The following is a 14487-nucleotide window of genomic DNA, read 5'->3' as shown; positions in this document are numbered from 1 at the left end:
AACCTCTATTTAACAAAAACAGCTGCAGGCAACTGGCGAAGCGCTATATAGTCAGGCATATAACGAAAACCAGGAGCTGTCCCAATGCGTTCTCGCCTGCCCTATCTAGCCGCCCTCGCCAGCCTGATCATGCTGAACACCGCCTGGGCCGACGAGGTCCAGGTGGCTGTCGCTGCCAACTTCACCGCGCCAATCCAGGCCATCGCCAAGGATTTCGAGAAGGACACCGGCCATACGTTGATCGCAGCCTACGGCGCTACCGGGCAGTTCTATGCCCAGATCAAGAACGGTGCCCCCTTCGAAGTGTTCCTGGCAGCAGACGACAGCACCCCGGCCAAGCTCGAGCAAGAGAACGCCATCGTGCCGGGCTCACGCTTTACCTACGCCATCGGAACACTGGCCCTGTGGTCGGCCCAGCCTGGGTATGTGGATGACAAGGGCGCGGTCTTGCAAGGCAATGCCTACAAGCACCTCTCACTCGCCAATCCAAAGACCGCGCCGTATGGCCTGGCGGCCACGCAAGTGCTGGAAAAGCTCAAGTTGACCGAGGCGACGCGCGCCAAATGGGTCGAGGGTCAAAATATCACCCAAGCCTTCCAGTTCGTATCTACCGGTAATGCAGAGCTGGGCTTCGTGGCGCTGTCGCAGATCTTCAAGGATGGCAAGGTACAGAGTGGTTCGGCCTGGATCGTCCCGGCTTCCTTGCACGACCCCATCCGCCAGGACGCAGTGATCCTGAAAAAAGGCAAGGACAACCCGGCTGCCAAGGCCCTGGTGGACTACCTCAAGGGCCCCAACGCTGCTGCGGTAATCAAAGCCTACGGCTATGAAATCTGATGCCGCTCGATGCCAGTGACCTTGGCGCCATCTGGCTTACCCTGAAGCTGGCCAGCCTGACCACCCTGATCCTGTTGATCGTGGGCACACCCATCGGCTGGTGGCTGGCACGCACCCGGTCATGGCTTCGCGGCCCGATAGGTGCCATCGTTGCCCTGCCTCTGGTGCTGCCGCCTACGGTGATCGGGTTCTACCTGCTGATTGCACTAGGCCCGCATGGCTGGCTTGGCCAAGCGATTGCAGCACTGGGCCTGGACAGTGTGGTGTTCAGCTTCTCGGGCCTTGTGATCGGCTCGGTCATCTACTCGATGCCCTTTGTGGTCCAGCCGCTGCAAAACGCTTTTGCCGCCATCGGTAAACGCCCCATGGAAGTGGCGGCCACGCTGCGCGCCGGGCCGTGGGACAGTTTCGTGCACGTGGCGCTACCACTGGCCCGTCCTGGCTTCATCACTGCCAGCATTCTGGGTTTTGCCCACACCGTAGGCGAGTTTGGTGTCGTGCTGATGATCGGTGGCAACATTCCCGACAAGACCCGCGTGGTGTCCGTGCAGATTTTCGACCATGTCGAGGCGATGGCCTACACCCAGGCTCACTGGCTCGCAGGCGCCATGCTGGTGTTCTCTTTCCTGGTGCTGCTGTTGCTGTACGCAGGCAAACGCGGCAATACGGGCTGGAACTGACATGACGCACTTGATCGTGGCACGCCTGAAACTGGCACGCGACGCTTTCACGCTGGACGTCGACCTGCAACTGCCAGGGCGCGGTATCAGCGCCTTGTTTGGGCACTCCGGGTCAGGCAAAACCAGTTGCCTGCGCTGCCTGGCCGGCTTGGAGCGCCCTGGTCAGGCGTATGTGCAAGTCAATGGCGAGGTCTGGGAGGACACCGCTCGCGACGTCTTTCTACCGCCCCACCAGCGCCCGGTGGGCTACGTTTTCCAGGAGCCCAGCCTGTTTGCGCACCTGAGCGTACGGGGCAACCTGGAGTTCGGCTGGCGCCGTGTCCCGTCGAGCCAGCGCAAGGTAAGTCTGGAACATGCCAGCGAGCTGCTGGGTATCAGTCACCTGCTGGCGCGCCGACCTTCGACGTTATCGGGAGGCGAGGCGCAACGCGTCGGGATTGCCCGTGCGCTGCTCAGCAGCCCCCGACTGCTGCTGATGGATGAGCCCCTGGCCGCTCTTGACGGGCCCCGCAAGCGCGAAATCCTGCCTTACCTCGAGCGCTTGCACGAGGAGCTGGACGTACCCGTGGTCTATGTCAGCCACGCCCAGGACGAAGTGGCACGCCTGGCGGACCATGTGGTGCTGCTCGAGCACGGACGTGTGGTGGCAAGCGGTTCGGTTGCGCCTACCTTGGCCCGTCTGGACTTGTCGCTGGCCCAGGGCGATGACGCCGGTGTGGTGCTCGAAGGCCAGGTGACAGGGCACGACCCGCACTACGATCTGCTTGAGCTGCGCCTGCCTGGCAACAAAGGGCTCGTCTTACGTTGCGCACACCCCATGCGCGCCCTGGGCAGCGCCTTGCGGGTCAAGGTCCATGCGCGCGACGTAAGCCTGGCGCTCACCGCTGACGGCACCTCAAGTATCCTCAACCGAGTGCATGTTCAGGTACGCGACACCCACGCTGCTGACAACCCAGCCCATCTGTTGGTCAGCCTGGATGCCGACGGTAGCATCCTGCTCGCCCGCATTACCCGTTTTTCGGCGGACCAGCTTGGGGTGCACCCAGGCCAGCGCCTGTATGCACAGATCAAATCGGTTGCATTGCTCAGCTGACGTGCGGAAATGGAGCAACGGCCAAGCGGCTGTTGTCCATTGATCAGTGACTTGATCGAGGCCTGCCGCCCATGCTCGACTGCCCGCTTCCCGAAACGCTGCATTACGTCGACGACAGCCAGCCCGGTTTGACTCGCCGCCGCTGGCGCGACCGCTTCATCTACCTGGATGCCAACGGTGAACGGGTACGCGACCCCGAAACACTGGCACGTATCGCTGCACTGGTAATCCCACCGGCCTACACCGATGTCTGGATATGCGCCGACCCGCAAGGGCACCTGCAGGCCACTGGCCGCGACGCCCGTGGCCGCAAACAGTACCGTTATCATGCCCAGTGGCGTGAAACCCGTGACCAGCACAAGTACGGCCGCATGCTCGCCTTCGCCCAGGCGTTGCCAAAGCTGCGCTCACAACTGGAAGCCCACTTGTCTCGACCGGGCCTTGACCGTGAAAAGGTCATGGCCCTGGTGGTCAGCCTGCTGGACCATACCCTCATCCGCATTGGCAACCAGCGCTATATGCGCGACAACAAGTCCTACGGGCTGACAACCCTGCGTAATCGACATGTAGAGGTCAAGGGCAGTACCATCCGCTTTCAGTTCCGCGGCAAGCGTGGTGTCGAACACGATGTAACGCTGCGCGACCGACGCCTGGCGGCCTTGCTCAAGCGTTGCATGGAACTGCCCGGCCAGGCACTGTTCCAGTATCTCGATGCCGATGGCCAGCGTCACAGCATTGGTTCGAGCGACATCAATCAGTTTCTGCAACAGCTGACTGGCGCCGACTTCACGGCCAAGGACTACCGTACCTGGGCCGGCAGCAGCCTTGCGCTGGACCTGCTCAGGCCCTTGGCCTGGGAGCCGGAAACCGAGGCCAAACGCCAGGTCGCTGCCATCGTCAAGCAAGTCGCCTCGCGCCTTGGCAACACCCCTGCGGTATGCCGACGCTGCTACATCCACCCAGCGGTACTGGAGCACTACACGCTCGGGCGCCTGGCCGCCTTGCCCAAGAGCCGAGTACGCAAGGGGCTGGACCCGGAAGAGGTCGCGTTACTGGTCTTTCTCAAGGCATTGGAACAGCAGGCCGCACATTGAGCGCGTCTATCCAACCGATGATGCAAAGGTATTTCCCATTGAACGGCGCCCCCACTATCCTTGCAAACGAAGCACCTTGTCCTACGAAGCTTTCATCGTGTGCCTAGCTGTCCACATACCCGCTGCGTGCCACAGATTTTGACATTCTGGGAATTACTAGGCTTCGAAAGCGTCTGTAATGAGAAGGAAAAGGGATATGCTCCCACCGCCAGCGCACATGGCCTGCGGACTTTTTTATCACCAAGGAGAAGTACATGCTGATACTCACCCGTAAGGTTGGCGAGAGCATCGTCATCAACGACGACATCAAAGTCACCATTCTGGGCGTCAAAGGGATGCAGGTGAGGATAGGCATCGACGCACCCAAGGATGTTCAAGTGCACCGCGAGGAGATTTTCAAACGCATCCAGGCCGGCAGCCCGGCCCCTGAAAAGCAAGACGACTGACACTGGTCATTCAAGCGGGCAGCAGGGATGCGCCCAAAGCCTCAGCCGCCCAATAGGTTACGCACGGTCGCAATCATCTCGTCCATGTCGAATGGCTTGTCGAATATTGCTGCGAATAATGCCGGGCATCCCTCGTTGGCCTGGGCGCCGCTCATGAGGATGACCGGCAGCGTCTGTAACGCAGGGTCAGCCCGCATGGCACGCACCAGCTCCTGGCCGTCGAGTACGGGCATCATGTAGTCGGTGATAACCAACTGCACCTGCACCCGGTTGAGCACCTCCAGTGCTTTCCGGCCGTTACTCGCCTTTTCGACCGCATACCCTTCATCCTCCAGGGCAAACCCCAAGATGTCGGCTATCAGGTATTCATCGTCGACGATCAGCACGGTCTTCATGTAACTGAAACCTACAGGCTCCCTTGCGGCACGGCTGTGCCAGAGAGGGCCCCACTGGTGCCTTCGAATGCTCTGCGCAATGTGATTCCCGTTGAAGCGATCACAAGCTCATGCAAGGACGCGTCGTGATCACTGTCGCGCGCTTTGAGGATTGAAAGCATCCGGCGCAAGGTGCCGTCATGCTCCACGAATCGCATCAGCACCAGGTTGTCGACGATGCTGGACAAGTCGGGCGCCGGCGCGCTGATCTCCGCACCGAAGATATCGCGCATTTCCCAGGTCAGCATCACACTCACCTGGCGAGCGCGCAGCTCCCCGGTCAGCGCGCGAAAGAAGGCATTAAGGCGCCCGGGTTCCGTGGCCAGGCGGCTCAACGCACCCAGGCTGTCGATCAGTACTCGCTTGGCGCCGGTTGCCTGTACCTGTTCGATCAAGCGCGCACCCAGCTGGTCCAACAGCACCTGCGTACTGGGCTCCCAGCACAGTGTCAGGCTCTGGGCCTGCTCCATGGCTGCAAAGTCGTACCCCAGTAAAGCCGCCTTGCTGTGCAGGCGATCGGGTGATTCATAGAAGCCGAAATGCAAACCGGGGGCCTGGGGTGTGCTGGCCGCCAGAAATGCCATGCCCAGCGACGTCTTGCCAATGCCCGAGGGGCCCATCAGCAGCGTGACCGATGCGGCGGACAGACCGCCATCGAGCATGTCGTCGAGCGCCGACACACCGCTGCTGATTCGTGATGCGGCTGCATTGCAGGGCCCAATGGGCTTGGCGAACAAGGACTCCAGACGTGGAAACACCGTCACACCGGTATCGTCTATCAGGCACTCGTGGCGCCCGGACAAGGCGCCACTGCCACGGGTCTTGCGCAACTGAATCGTGCGAACGGCGCGGCTACCCACCATCTGCTCACCCAGTTCGATCACGCCGTCGACCATCGTGTGCTCAGGGCTGCCTTCCTCAAGCCGCGCACTGGTCAACAACAGTACGGTGCAGCCGGCAAAAGCCGCATGACCTTGTAGTGCCGAGACGAATTTTTTGGTATCGAGCGATGTTTCGGCATGTACGCGAGCATTGAGTACGCCATCGACGATCAGCAGGCTAGCCTTGTGTCGACTGATCTCCTGCCTGAGCAACCGGACCACGGCATCAAGGCCATCCTGTTCCAGGGTATCGAAAGCGCTAACGAACTGAATCTGGTCGCCGACCATCGAAGGGTCGAAGAAGTCCAGCGTGCCCAGGTACTGAAATAACCGCTCATGGGACTCGCTGAGCAAGGTTGCCACCAGCGCCCGCCCTCCCTTGCGCACATGCTCGCAGGCCATCTGGTTGGCCAGGATGGTCTTGCCTGCCCCAGGTGGGCCCTGCACGATGTACGACGCCCCCGCCACCAATCCGCCCTTGAGCAAGGCATCGAGCCCATCGATACCAGTCAGCAATCGCTTGAGTGTCTGAGTCATGCTGCGCCCCTTACGGCTTGAAACCTGGCTGGCTTGAATGGACGGGCAAATAAAGCCGCATGCGGGTGCCGCCCCCCAACTCGCTGTGCACGCTCACGGCACCGCCACTTTGCCTGGCAAATCCGTGCACCTGGCTCAGGCCCAGGCCGGTACCCTTGCCGAAGGGCTTGGTGGTGAAGAAGGGTTCGAAAATACGTGGCAGCACATCCGCCGCGATGCCCTCGCCGCTGTCTTGCACGTCGAAGCAGACGAAGCGGCCATGTAGGCCGTCAACCTCGCCTGTGAGTAACACTGCTTCGACGGTCAGGGCAATGTGGCCTTCCTCGGCAATGGCATCCCGAGCATTGAACAGCAAGTTGAGCAGCACCATTTGCAACTGACCAGCATCCACTTCGATGTTGGGTAGATCGGGTTGCACTCGCGTATCCAATGTGATCGAACTGGGCAGTGCATGAACAAGCAGGCCATGGGTTGCGTCGATCAATTTGGCCGGCTCGATACAGGTCACCTCAAGCTTGCGATGACGGGCAAAGCTGAGCAGTTGACGGGTCAGGTCAGTGCCGCGTTGGCCAGCTTCCAGAATATTGTGCAGCATGCGCTGAGCGCGTTCTGGGTCGGGAGCGGCAAGGGCCAAGCGCGCAGAACTAAGAATGATGGTCAGCAGGTTGTTGAAATCATGTGCCAGGCCCCCGGCCAGCTGACCCAGCGCTTCGAGCTTCTGGGCTTCGAATAATTGCGCTCTGACAGCGTCCAGCTGCATCGCCGACTCGCGCCGATCGGTAATGTCCCGCGTCACCTTGGCAAGCCCGACGATCTGGCCTTGATCATCGCGCACCACATCGAGGGCCACCAGTGCCCAGAAGCGCGTGCCGTCTTTGCGCTGTCGCCACCCTTCATGCCGCGACACGCCGTGTTCAAGCGCTTGACGCAGCAATTGCTCCGGCTTGCCTTCGGCGCAGTCTTCAGGCGTGAAGAACAGAGAAAAATGACGGCCCACCACTTCATCGGCGCTATAGCCCTTGATTCTCTGGGCGCCAGCATTCCACGAGGCGATATGACCGGTGGTATCCAGCATGTAGATGGCATAGTCCACCACGGACTGGACCAATTGCTCGTAACGATGAGCAGGCATTTCTGAATTGACCTGGCAATCAGTTGAAACCATGCGAGCTCCACCGGTACGGCAGGTAAACATAATCCAAACGACTACATCTCAGGCATTGACACACGCTGTTCACCGTCGTTGCGCAGTCGTCAGCCCGACCATCACATCCAGTGACTTGGCTAACATTGGGCCAAGCTCATGCCACTGTCAATCGGCTGCTCGCGATGGGATGTGATGTGCGGAATACGTCAGCCAAGGTTGACTCTGCTATAACGGTGGGTTATAAAGCCGCCTTGATTGCACAGCCCTTCTGTCTGAAGCGAGCCGGCCACCCGTGGCCCTTTCAAGCGTGCGAGTGTGGTGGAATTGGTATACACAGCAGACTTAAAATCTGTCGGCGTGAGCCTTGCGGGTTCGAGTCCCGCCACTCGCACCACATCCTGAAGAAGGCGCCTAGGGCGCCTTTTTTGCTGCCTGCCTTTTGCTAGCCTGCCACTACTCATCATCGCAGTCGTCGAACCACGCAGGATGATTGCGCTCGTCCTCTTCGAGTTCCTCAAACGACGGCTCCTCGATCTCGTCTTGCGCCCCATGAGCATCCGGCTCGAACGCGTCTTGTTCGTCATGAAGAAACTCATGATCCAGCAAATGATCATGCTCAGGTTCGTGCAGTTCGTCGTCGTGCATATGGGCCTCAATTCAAGTGGCACGCTTGTATAGGCTCAACTGCCTCTGAGGTCAACGCCGCAGTGATTTAATTCCAGGTTAATTCCACGCGTCCAATGTAGCGGCTCTCCCTTCAAAACGTCCTTGGCCCGCTGATTCCTGGCGGGCGTTTTTTTGTCGGTCGCTCAGCAGGGCCTGTCACCGCCGTCTCGTACATTTTCTTGGCGCACGACGCATCCATCACCTTCCCTTCACGAAATGATGACATTCACCTTGGCAATCTGAACCTGCTCCGTATGTTCTTGCAGCCCGCCGCATTCTTGCCGCGGGCTTTTCTTTTTGTCCCCGCCCTCCACGCCCCTGACTTTCTATGACCTGCGGCAGTTTCCCACATGCACGGTGGCGCTATTGTGCGTGGGCTATTTTCAAGTCAACCGGATAGACACGGAGGTTCGCATGAAAGCTGCTGTCGTAGCCCCAGGCGGTCGCGTTGAGGTGGTCGAAAAATGTATTCGCCCACTCGAATACGGCGAGGCGCTATTGAAAATGCAGTGTTGCGGCGTTTGCCACACTGACTTGCACGTCAAGAACGGCGACTTCGGCGACAAGACGGGTGTTGTGCTGGGCCATGAAGGCATTGGCGTGGTGCAAGAAGTCGGTCCTGGCGTAAGCTCCCTCAAACGAGGCGACCGCGCCAGCGTGGCCTGGTTTTATGAGGGCTGCGGTCACTGCGAGTATTGCACCAGCGGCAATGAGACGCTGTGCCGACAGGTCAAGAACGCCGGTTACACCGTAGACGGTGGCATGGCCGAAGCCTGCATCGTCAAGGCCGACTACTCGGTAAAGGTACCGGAGGGGCTAGGGTCCGCCGCGGCCAGCAGCATTACCTGCGCAGGCGTGACGACTTACAAGGCAGTAAAGACATCCAATATCCGTCCCGGCCAATGGATCGCGATCTACGGGCTTGGCGGACTGGGCAACCTGGCACTGCAATACGCCAAGAATGTTTTCAATGCCAAGGTCATTGCGGTCGATGTCAACGAAGAACAACTGCGCTTTGCGACAGAAATGGGTGCCGATCTTGCCATAAACCCTTCCAGCCAGGATGCCGCGAAGGTCATCCAGGCACAGACCGGTGGCGCCCATGCCGCTGTGGTTACCGCCGTGGCCAAGGGCGCTTTCGATTCGGCCGTTGACGCGCTGCGTGCCGGTGGGCGACTGGTTGCCGTAGGGCTACCATCGGAAGCGATGAACCTGAACATCCCCCGCCTGGTACTCGATGGCATTGAGGTCATCGGTTCGCTGGTGGGGACGCGCCAGGACCTGCAAGAGGCCTTCCAATTTGCTGCCGAAGGCAAGGTGGTGCCAAAAGTCAGCTTGCGTCCCATCGAGGACATCAACCAGATTTTCGAAGAGATGCTCGATGGGCGCATCAAGGGCCGAATGGTGATTCAGTTCGAGGGTTGAACCAGGGGCACTTCACTCGAGCTCTGCGCAATAGGCAGCGGCCCTGCCCGTCAGGGCCGCAGGCCACTGCGGTGGCGGTTGTAGACTGATGAGCGCCGCGCTCAACGACCATGACTTCGAACCGCGTAGGCTGATGTGGGAGCTTTACGGCTGCGCCCCTCATATACCCACACTTGAGATACTGGCAGCTGTGCCATGACCTCGGCATCCTCCGCTTCGGTATGCGGCTTTTTACCTGTGTCCTTGGCCTTTACACACGCCTGCACACGCTCACGCTCGTCCGATGCCGCCTCGAGCATCTTGTTCAAAGATTCGACCATGCTGGAATAGTCCATTGCCTGACTCCTTTGCGGAAGGTGTTCACCTGATGAGCCTGATCATAGCGAGCCAACCTTTCAGAAACTGGCAACGCAAAACGCAATAAATCGTGGGTCTCCTACTTGATGACCCCTACTGCCGCGCGAGGTTCAGCCAAAGCGATCAACAGGTACCTTGAGACTAGCAGTCCTTGCTGTGTTTATCTGTCCCGACATCACATCAGCCCTGATCTACGCCGGCCTTGAACAGCTATCAGGTCTGTTACGTTCGTCGGAGAAGGTCACCAAGGGCCACATATTGCGCTCTACTTAAACAGGCATCCCCGTTCCCGGTCCAGAATCCACGGAACGTGGACGTCTCTGATTCAACAGGAGCCATTGTCATGACAGAAGAAGAAGCGCGCGATGTTGTCGAACGAATTCAAGATGAACTCAGCCGCCAGGCGCGGGTTGCCACGCGCATTGAAATACATGATTTGGGCCTATGGGAGTGTCTGGAGAAGGCGCACTTCAAAACAAGCACTCACGGCAACCTGTTGTTCGAAAAACCAGTCGTAATCGTACCCAAGTGTGATGCGTCCTACACCATCCTCTACACCTGTTGAGCCCATTAATTCAACCGTTCAATACAGGAGTTTCGGATGAGTGTCCGTAGTCTTACGAGGAACCTGCCTGCCGATCCTTACAATCCAGGGTGGGTACTGGGGTGGGGCGTATTGAGAGACCGTCATCCGTGGCACTTTGTCGACGTTTACGCTGATCAGCGTACGGCCTATATCGAAGCCCAGCGCCGAGGGGCGGGGTATGTGGTGGAATATGGCGCTCATCGCCTGGGCTCGAACGAATTTGTCTGTGGTGTCAGCCTTCCTGAAGGCTGACACGCGCGCCTGGCTTCATGAGCAGTCTTGATCCTGTGCTGAAATCAATTCAGTAGGGACACGGGTGCGCTCACTCTAAGATGGTCCCAACTTTACAGGGACAGACTCGACGAGTGGACCTCAATACTCATGACGCCTCAGAACATTACCTACTCGCTCAAACGCACGCGCTTTGACGAACATTATTGCCCGTGCCAAAACACGCGGCTGACCACAAACTTTGCCAACCTGGCCAGGGGTTCGCGCCGCGAACAGAACCTTCGCCAAACACTGGACATGATCAATAATCGCTTCAACGCGCTGGCGCACTGGGATAACCCTGCCGGTGACCGCTACACCGTGGAACTGGATATCGTATCGGTGCACATGCATTTCACAGCCGGGGTCACGAATACGCTGCTGCCCTTGATCGAAATACTGTCCACTACGGTGATCGATCATCATGCAGGCAAGCGTTTACCGGGTGTAGTCGGCAACAACTTTTCGTCCTACGTGCGCGATTATGATTTCAGTATTGTGCTGCCCGCCTATAACGCTCATCGCCCAAACTTCAGTGCCCCTGCCGATTTTGGAGCGCTCCACGGCAAACTTTTCAAAGGGTTTGTGGGCTCAACCGTTTACCAACAAACCTTCATCAAGCCGCCGGTCATTTGCCTGAGCGTGTCAAGTAGCAGAACCTATGAGCGCACGGGGCATTACCACCCCGTATTAGGGTACGAATACCGGCAAGACGAATATTCTTTGACCGATGCGTATTTCCAGAAAATGGGCTTGCGTGTTCGTTATTTCATGCCTGCCGGCAACAGGGCGCCGCTGGCCTTGTACTTTTCCGGCGACTTGCTCAATGACTACACCCCCTTGGAGCTGATCAGCAGCCTGAGCACGATGGAGACTTTTCAGAAAATCTATCGCCCCGAGATTTATAACGCCAATGCAACGGCTGGCGCCACCTATCAGCCCAGCTTGCAACACGAAGACTACTCCTTGACGCGCATTGTTTACGACCGTGAAGAGCGCAGCCGTTTGGCCATTGAACAAGGAAAGTTTGCTGAAGCCCACTTCATCAAGCCTTATCACATGCTGCTCGAACAATGGTCTGCACACTTCGCAGACTGATCGCCTCTTCGCACAAGGTCGAATTTCATGAACAAATTGCTTCCCACCTCTACCGCTGGCAGCCTGCCTAAGCCGACCTGGCTCGCTCAGCCCGAAACCCTCTGGTCGCCTTGGAAACTGCACGGCGATGCCCTGCTAGAAGGCAAGCAGGACGCACTGTGCCTGGCGCTGCAGGAGCAGTCGAGCGCTGGGATAGACATCGTCAGTGACGGCGAACAGACGCGCCAACATTTCGTGACCACCTTCATCGAACACTTGAGCGGCGTGGACTTCGAGAATCGGCAGACTGTACGCATTCGTGATCGCTACGACGCCAGCGTCCCGACAGTGGTGGGTACGGTCGCCAGGCGCAAGTCAGTATTCGTCGACGATGCCAGGTTCCTGCGTAAGCAGACTCGACAGCCCATCAAGTGGGCGCTCCCAGGGCCCATGACCATGATCGACACGCTGTACGACAGCCACTACAAGAGTCGCGAGAAGCTCGCGTGGGAGTTTGCCGTACTGCTCAACCAGGAAGCCAGAGAGTTGGAAGCTGCGGGTGTCGACATCATCCAGTTCGACGAGCCCGCCTTCAACGTGTTCTTCGATGAAGTGAACGACTGGGGCATTGCCACGCTCGAGCGGGCATTGGAAGGCCTCAAGTGCGAGACAGCCGTGCATATCTGCTACGGGTACGGGATCAAGGCCAACACTGACTGGAAGAAAACGTTGGGTACCGAGTGGCGCCAGTATGAAAAGGCATTTCCCAAACTTCAGAAATCCAGCATCGACATCGTGTCGTTGGAATGCCAGAACTCGCGCGTGCCCATGGACCTTATCGAGTTGATCCGCGGCAAGAAAGTCATGGTCGGCGCAATCGATGTGGCCACGCACGCTGTCGAAACACCCGAAGCCGTTGCCGATACATTGCGCAAGGCGCTGGCATTCGTTGACGCCGACAAGCTCTACCCCTGCACCAATTGCGGCATGGCGCCCCTGCCCCGCTCGGTTGCCCAAGGCAAGTTGCGGGCCCTAAGTGCGGGTGCTGCAATCGTGCGGCAGGAATTGTCAGGTGCAGATCAGTAATAGGCGCACGTCAACTTGCGTTTGACGTTAGGGTCGCTTAGGGTCCTGCGGCGTCAAACAGGAGGTCATGACATGCTACGCCCCTATGTACTGCCGGATACCGATGCGTTACTGCAGATCTGGCTCGATGCATCGGTCCAAGCTCACCACTTCGTGCCTCGCGCCTTCTGGGAGGGCCAGCTCGAAGCGATGCGGATTGTTTACCTGCCCGCTTCGGAGACGTTCGTCTTCGAGCAGCACGCAACCGTCGAGGGCTTCATTTCTCTACTCGGGGAAACGGTAGCTGCGCTGTTCGTCGCGCCTGCGTCACAAGGCATGGGCATCGGTAGCCGCCTGCTCGACTACGCCAAGCAGCGCTCGGCACGCCTGGAATTGAAGGTGTACAGCGCTAATGAAAGCGCGGTCGCGTTCTACCAACGTTCTGGCTTTTCAATCGTGGCCCATGGTGAAGATGAACACACCGGTGCCACTGAGCTGACCCTTCAGTGGCTGGCGGCGACCTCTTGAATCCATAGCTTGCGCTTCACTGCCTGCCGCACCCTTTGCCATGGGTCAACCGAGTAGCCACATTTTAATGCATTGCCTGACGCACAGCCTGGCGAGCCGCTTTCACACGACCCGCCAGCCCCTCTCATGCCGGCATTGCCGCCTTGCTGAACCGCTCCGCCAGAAACGGGGTGATGTCCAATGGCAACGCCTCCTCGTGGATCACCTTGTCCAGCATTACCCCCGTGATCGCCGAGGTCAGCACCCCGGTGCGGAAATGCCCGCAGGCGTTGAAGTAACCCTGCATGTCATCCACGGGCCCGAGGATGGGTAGCTCATCGGGCGAGCCTGGCCGCAGGCCGGCCCAGGTACGCTTGAGGTTGACCTGTTCGAGTGCCGGCATGCAGCGTATGGCGCCCTGGACCAAGCTGCTTATCTCCGGGAAGGTCGTGGTGACATCGAAGCCTTTCTCCTCGGTGGTACTCCCGATGAGAATCTCCCCATTGTCCTTCTGCGCCATGTAGCAGTCACTGGTGGTGATGCAGCCATCAAGCAGCTTGGGTAGGCGCTCGGTCAATACGATCTGCCCCTTGACGGGTTTGACGGGGATGGAGGTGCCCGTGGCCCACTCACTCAATTCGGCGGCCCAGGCGCCGGCCGCATTGATCAGCGTGTCGCAATGGAAGTCACCGGCCTGTTCGGTACGAACCCCTTTGATGCGTCCGCCTTGGTGCAACACGTCGGTGACACGTGTGTTGAGATACAGATCGACGCCATTTTGCCGCGCGCCTTCCATGTACGCGTCGCCAAGGCGAAACGGGCTGAGCTGGTGGTCACAGAGAAACTCCAGCGCACCGTGCGCGCTTTCGGTGATCGATGGCTCCGCCTTGCGCAGTGCCTGGCGGTCAAGCCAACGGATCTGTGACTGCAGGTGAGGGATGTGCTTGACGATGTGTTCGGCATAAAGCTGATCTTCATCGTCCTGGATCACGTACTTGAGCCCAGTGCGCTCGAACTTGAAGTCCATCCCGTGGCGCTCGATCAACTCCTGGTGCAGTTGCGGGTAAAGCGCGTTGGACTCAAGCGCCAGATCGAAGAAGCATTGCGGCAGGATATGCGGTGTGCTCGAGTCCACGGCCACCGCCGCGCCATGGGCCTGGCGCTTGGCCTGGGAAGACAGCATGCGAAAGAAAATCACCCCACAGCCCAGGCCCACCGATTCGCCAATGGCCCATAGCCCACCTGCCGAGGCACGCGTGGCATTGCCGGGGCGCTTGTCGTCGATCAGGGCGATGCGCAGGTTGCCGCGCTTGGACAGCTGGTACGCGCAGGACGCGCCAATTACACCGGCACCGGCAATCACGATGTCATAGGTCTTGTTCATG

At 59.0% G+C, this 14487-nt stretch carries 17 protein-coding genes and 1 tRNA gene; 12 read left to right on the top strand and 6 right to left on the bottom strand.

Annotated features, from left to right (window positions below):
* Window positions 1-84 precede the first annotated feature (84 nt).
* From modA to csrA, 5 genes are all read left to right on the top strand, one after another.
* Window positions 85-837, top strand: a complete 753-nt coding sequence (gene modA / locus B2J77_RS08610; protein WP_058637804.1) for a molybdate ABC transporter substrate-binding protein — start codon at window positions 85-87, stop codon at window positions 835-837.
* The gene (gene modB / locus B2J77_RS08605) at window positions 837-1517 is read left to right on the top strand and encodes a molybdate ABC transporter permease subunit (RefSeq protein WP_058637805.1); all 681 of its coding nucleotides are present in this window, start codon (window positions 837-839) and stop codon (window positions 1515-1517) included. Before modA ends, modB begins: the two co-directional genes overlap by 1 nt.
* 1 nt (window position 1518) lies before the next feature.
* Window positions 1519-2610 (top strand): molybdenum ABC transporter ATP-binding protein, encoded by a 1092-nt coding sequence (gene modC, locus B2J77_RS08600; RefSeq protein WP_078478387.1) that lies wholly within the window; start codon window positions 1519-1521, stop codon window positions 2608-2610.
* Between the two features lie 71 nt (window positions 2611-2681).
* A complete protein-coding gene (locus tag B2J77_RS08595) occupies window positions 2682-3704 on the top strand; it encodes a DNA topoisomerase IB (protein ID WP_058637807.1) in 1023 nt (340 codons plus the stop codon).
* A gap of 254 nt (window positions 3705-3958) precedes the next feature.
* A complete protein-coding gene (gene csrA / locus B2J77_RS08590) occupies window positions 3959-4150 on the top strand; it encodes a carbon storage regulator CsrA (protein ID WP_058637808.1) in 192 nt (63 codons plus the stop codon).
* Between the two features lie 41 nt (window positions 4151-4191).
* Here csrA and B2J77_RS08585 read toward each other — a convergent pair whose 3' ends face one another.
* Genes B2J77_RS08585 through B2J77_RS08575 form a run of 3 tightly spaced genes read right to left on the bottom strand, consistent with a single transcriptional unit; the run spans window position 4192 to window position 7167 of the window.
* On the bottom strand, window positions 4192-4545 hold the full coding sequence (locus B2J77_RS08585; protein ID WP_058637809.1) for a response regulator: 354 nt from the start codon (window positions 4543-4545) through the stop codon (window positions 4192-4194).
* Window positions 4546-4556: 11 nt separating this feature from the next.
* Window positions 4557-6002, bottom strand: coding sequence for an ATPase domain-containing protein (locus B2J77_RS08580; protein ID WP_078478386.1), 1446 nt, complete (start codon window positions 6000-6002; stop codon window positions 4557-4559).
* Window positions 6003-6012: 10 nt separating this feature from the next.
* Window positions 6013-7167 (bottom strand): two-component system sensor histidine kinase NtrB, encoded by a 1155-nt coding sequence (locus B2J77_RS08575; RefSeq protein WP_078478385.1) that lies wholly within the window; start codon window positions 7165-7167, stop codon window positions 6013-6015.
* Window positions 7168-7458: 291 nt separating this feature from the next.
* Here B2J77_RS08575 and B2J77_RS08570 point away from each other — a divergent pair.
* Window positions 7459-7543: transfer RNA gene (locus B2J77_RS08570), tRNA-Leu, on the top strand.
* A gap of 59 nt (window positions 7544-7602) precedes the next feature.
* Here the strand turns inward: B2J77_RS08570 and B2J77_RS08565 are convergent.
* Entirely contained in the window at window positions 7603-7794 is a 192-nt protein-coding gene (locus B2J77_RS08565; RefSeq protein WP_078478384.1) for a hypothetical protein, read from the bottom strand.
* A 435-nt stretch (window positions 7795-8229) separates the two neighbouring features.
* Here B2J77_RS08565 and adhP point away from each other — a divergent pair, with 435 nt between their 5' ends.
* Window positions 8230-9240, top strand: coding sequence for an alcohol dehydrogenase AdhP (gene adhP / locus B2J77_RS08560; protein ID WP_078478383.1), 1011 nt, complete (start codon window positions 8230-8232; stop codon window positions 9238-9240).
* Window positions 9241-9341: 101 nt separating this feature from the next.
* Here the strand turns inward: adhP and B2J77_RS08555 are convergent, their stop codons facing one another.
* On the bottom strand, window positions 9342-9575 hold the full coding sequence (locus B2J77_RS08555) for a hypothetical protein (RefSeq protein ID WP_058637814.1): 234 nt from the start codon (window positions 9573-9575) through the stop codon (window positions 9342-9344).
* A gap of 365 nt (window positions 9576-9940) precedes the next feature.
* Between B2J77_RS08555 and B2J77_RS08550 the strand changes: the two genes are divergently transcribed.
* The 5 genes from B2J77_RS08550 to B2J77_RS08530 all read left to right on the top strand — a co-directional run bounded on the left by B2J77_RS08550 (window position 9941) and on the right by B2J77_RS08530 (window position 13123).
* Entirely contained in the window at window positions 9941-10162 is a 222-nt protein-coding gene (locus B2J77_RS08550; protein ID WP_058637815.1) for a hypothetical protein, read from the top strand.
* Window positions 10163-10198: 36 nt separating this feature from the next.
* The gene (locus tag B2J77_RS08545) at window positions 10199-10435 is read left to right on the top strand and encodes a hypothetical protein (protein WP_078478382.1); all 237 of its coding nucleotides are present in this window, start codon (window positions 10199-10201) and stop codon (window positions 10433-10435) included.
* Window positions 10436-10564: 129 nt separating this feature from the next.
* Entirely contained in the window at window positions 10565-11551 is a 987-nt protein-coding gene (locus tag B2J77_RS08540) for a DUF1852 domain-containing protein (protein ID WP_058637817.1), read from the top strand.
* Between the two features lie 27 nt (window positions 11552-11578).
* Window positions 11579-12616 (top strand): methionine synthase, encoded by a 1038-nt coding sequence (locus B2J77_RS08535; protein ID WP_058637818.1) that lies wholly within the window; start codon window positions 11579-11581, stop codon window positions 12614-12616.
* 72 nt (window positions 12617-12688) lie between these two features.
* Entirely contained in the window at window positions 12689-13123 is a 435-nt protein-coding gene (locus tag B2J77_RS08530; protein WP_058637819.1) for an N-acetyltransferase, read from the top strand.
* 124 nt (window positions 13124-13247) lie between these two features.
* Here the strand turns inward: B2J77_RS08530 and hcnC are convergent, their stop codons facing one another.
* Window positions 13248-14486 (bottom strand): cyanide-forming glycine dehydrogenase subunit HcnC, encoded by a 1239-nt coding sequence (hcnC, locus tag B2J77_RS08525; RefSeq protein ID WP_058637820.1) that lies wholly within the window; start codon window positions 14484-14486, stop codon window positions 13248-13250.
* Window position 14487: the final 1 nt, after the last annotated feature.

The organism is Pseudomonas parafulva (assembly GCF_002021815.1).
GTDB classification, from domain to species: Bacteria; Pseudomonadota; Gammaproteobacteria; order Pseudomonadales; family Pseudomonadaceae; genus Aquipseudomonas; species Aquipseudomonas parafulva_B.
This window is presented reverse-complemented; position numbering and strand designations above follow the sequence as displayed.

Excerpts from the sequence above, each read along its gene's own strand:
- B2J77_RS08555 (WP_058637814.1), bottom strand. The coding sequence starts at position 9,575 with ATGGACTATTCCAGCATGGTCGAATCTTTGAACAAGATGCTCGAGGCG.
- B2J77_RS08580 (WP_078478386.1), bottom strand. The coding sequence starts at position 6,002 with ATGACTCAGACACTCAAGCGATTGCTGACTGGTATCGATGGGCTCGAT.
- B2J77_RS08575 (WP_078478385.1), bottom strand. The coding sequence starts at position 7,167 with ATGGTTTCAACTGATTGCCAGGTCAATTCAGAAATGCCTGCTCATCGT.
- csrA (WP_058637808.1), top strand. The coding sequence starts at position 3,959 with ATGCTGATACTCACCCGTAAGGTTGGCGAGAGCATCGTCATCAACGAC.
- B2J77_RS08545 (WP_078478382.1), top strand. The coding sequence starts at position 10,199 with ATGAGTGTCCGTAGTCTTACGAGGAACCTGCCTGCCGATCCTTACAAT.
- B2J77_RS08565 (WP_078478384.1), bottom strand. The coding sequence starts at position 7,794 with ATGCACGACGACGAACTGCACGAACCTGAGCATGATCATTTGCTGGAT.
- modA (WP_058637804.1), top strand. The coding sequence starts at position 85 with ATGCGTTCTCGCCTGCCCTATCTAGCCGCCCTCGCCAGCCTGATCATG.
- hcnC (WP_058637820.1), bottom strand. The coding sequence starts at position 14,486 with ATGAACAAGACCTATGACATCGTGATTGCCGGTGCCGGTGTAATTGGC.
- B2J77_RS08550 (WP_058637815.1), top strand. The coding sequence starts at position 9,941 with ATGACAGAAGAAGAAGCGCGCGATGTTGTCGAACGAATTCAAGATGAA.
- B2J77_RS08540 (WP_058637817.1), top strand. The coding sequence starts at position 10,565 with ATGACGCCTCAGAACATTACCTACTCGCTCAAACGCACGCGCTTTGAC.
- B2J77_RS08595 (WP_058637807.1), top strand. The coding sequence starts at position 2,682 with ATGCTCGACTGCCCGCTTCCCGAAACGCTGCATTACGTCGACGACAGC.
- adhP (WP_078478383.1), top strand. The coding sequence starts at position 8,230 with ATGAAAGCTGCTGTCGTAGCCCCAGGCGGTCGCGTTGAGGTGGTCGAA.
- B2J77_RS08535 (WP_058637818.1), top strand. The coding sequence starts at position 11,579 with ATGAACAAATTGCTTCCCACCTCTACCGCTGGCAGCCTGCCTAAGCCG.
- B2J77_RS08585 (WP_058637809.1), bottom strand. The coding sequence starts at position 4,545 with ATGAAGACCGTGCTGATCGTCGACGATGAATACCTGATAGCCGACATC.
- B2J77_RS08530 (WP_058637819.1), top strand. The coding sequence starts at position 12,689 with ATGCTACGCCCCTATGTACTGCCGGATACCGATGCGTTACTGCAGATC.
- modB (WP_058637805.1), top strand. The coding sequence starts at position 837 with ATGCCGCTCGATGCCAGTGACCTTGGCGCCATCTGGCTTACCCTGAAG.
- modC (WP_078478387.1), top strand. The coding sequence starts at position 1,519 with ATGACGCACTTGATCGTGGCACGCCTGAAACTGGCACGCGACGCTTTC.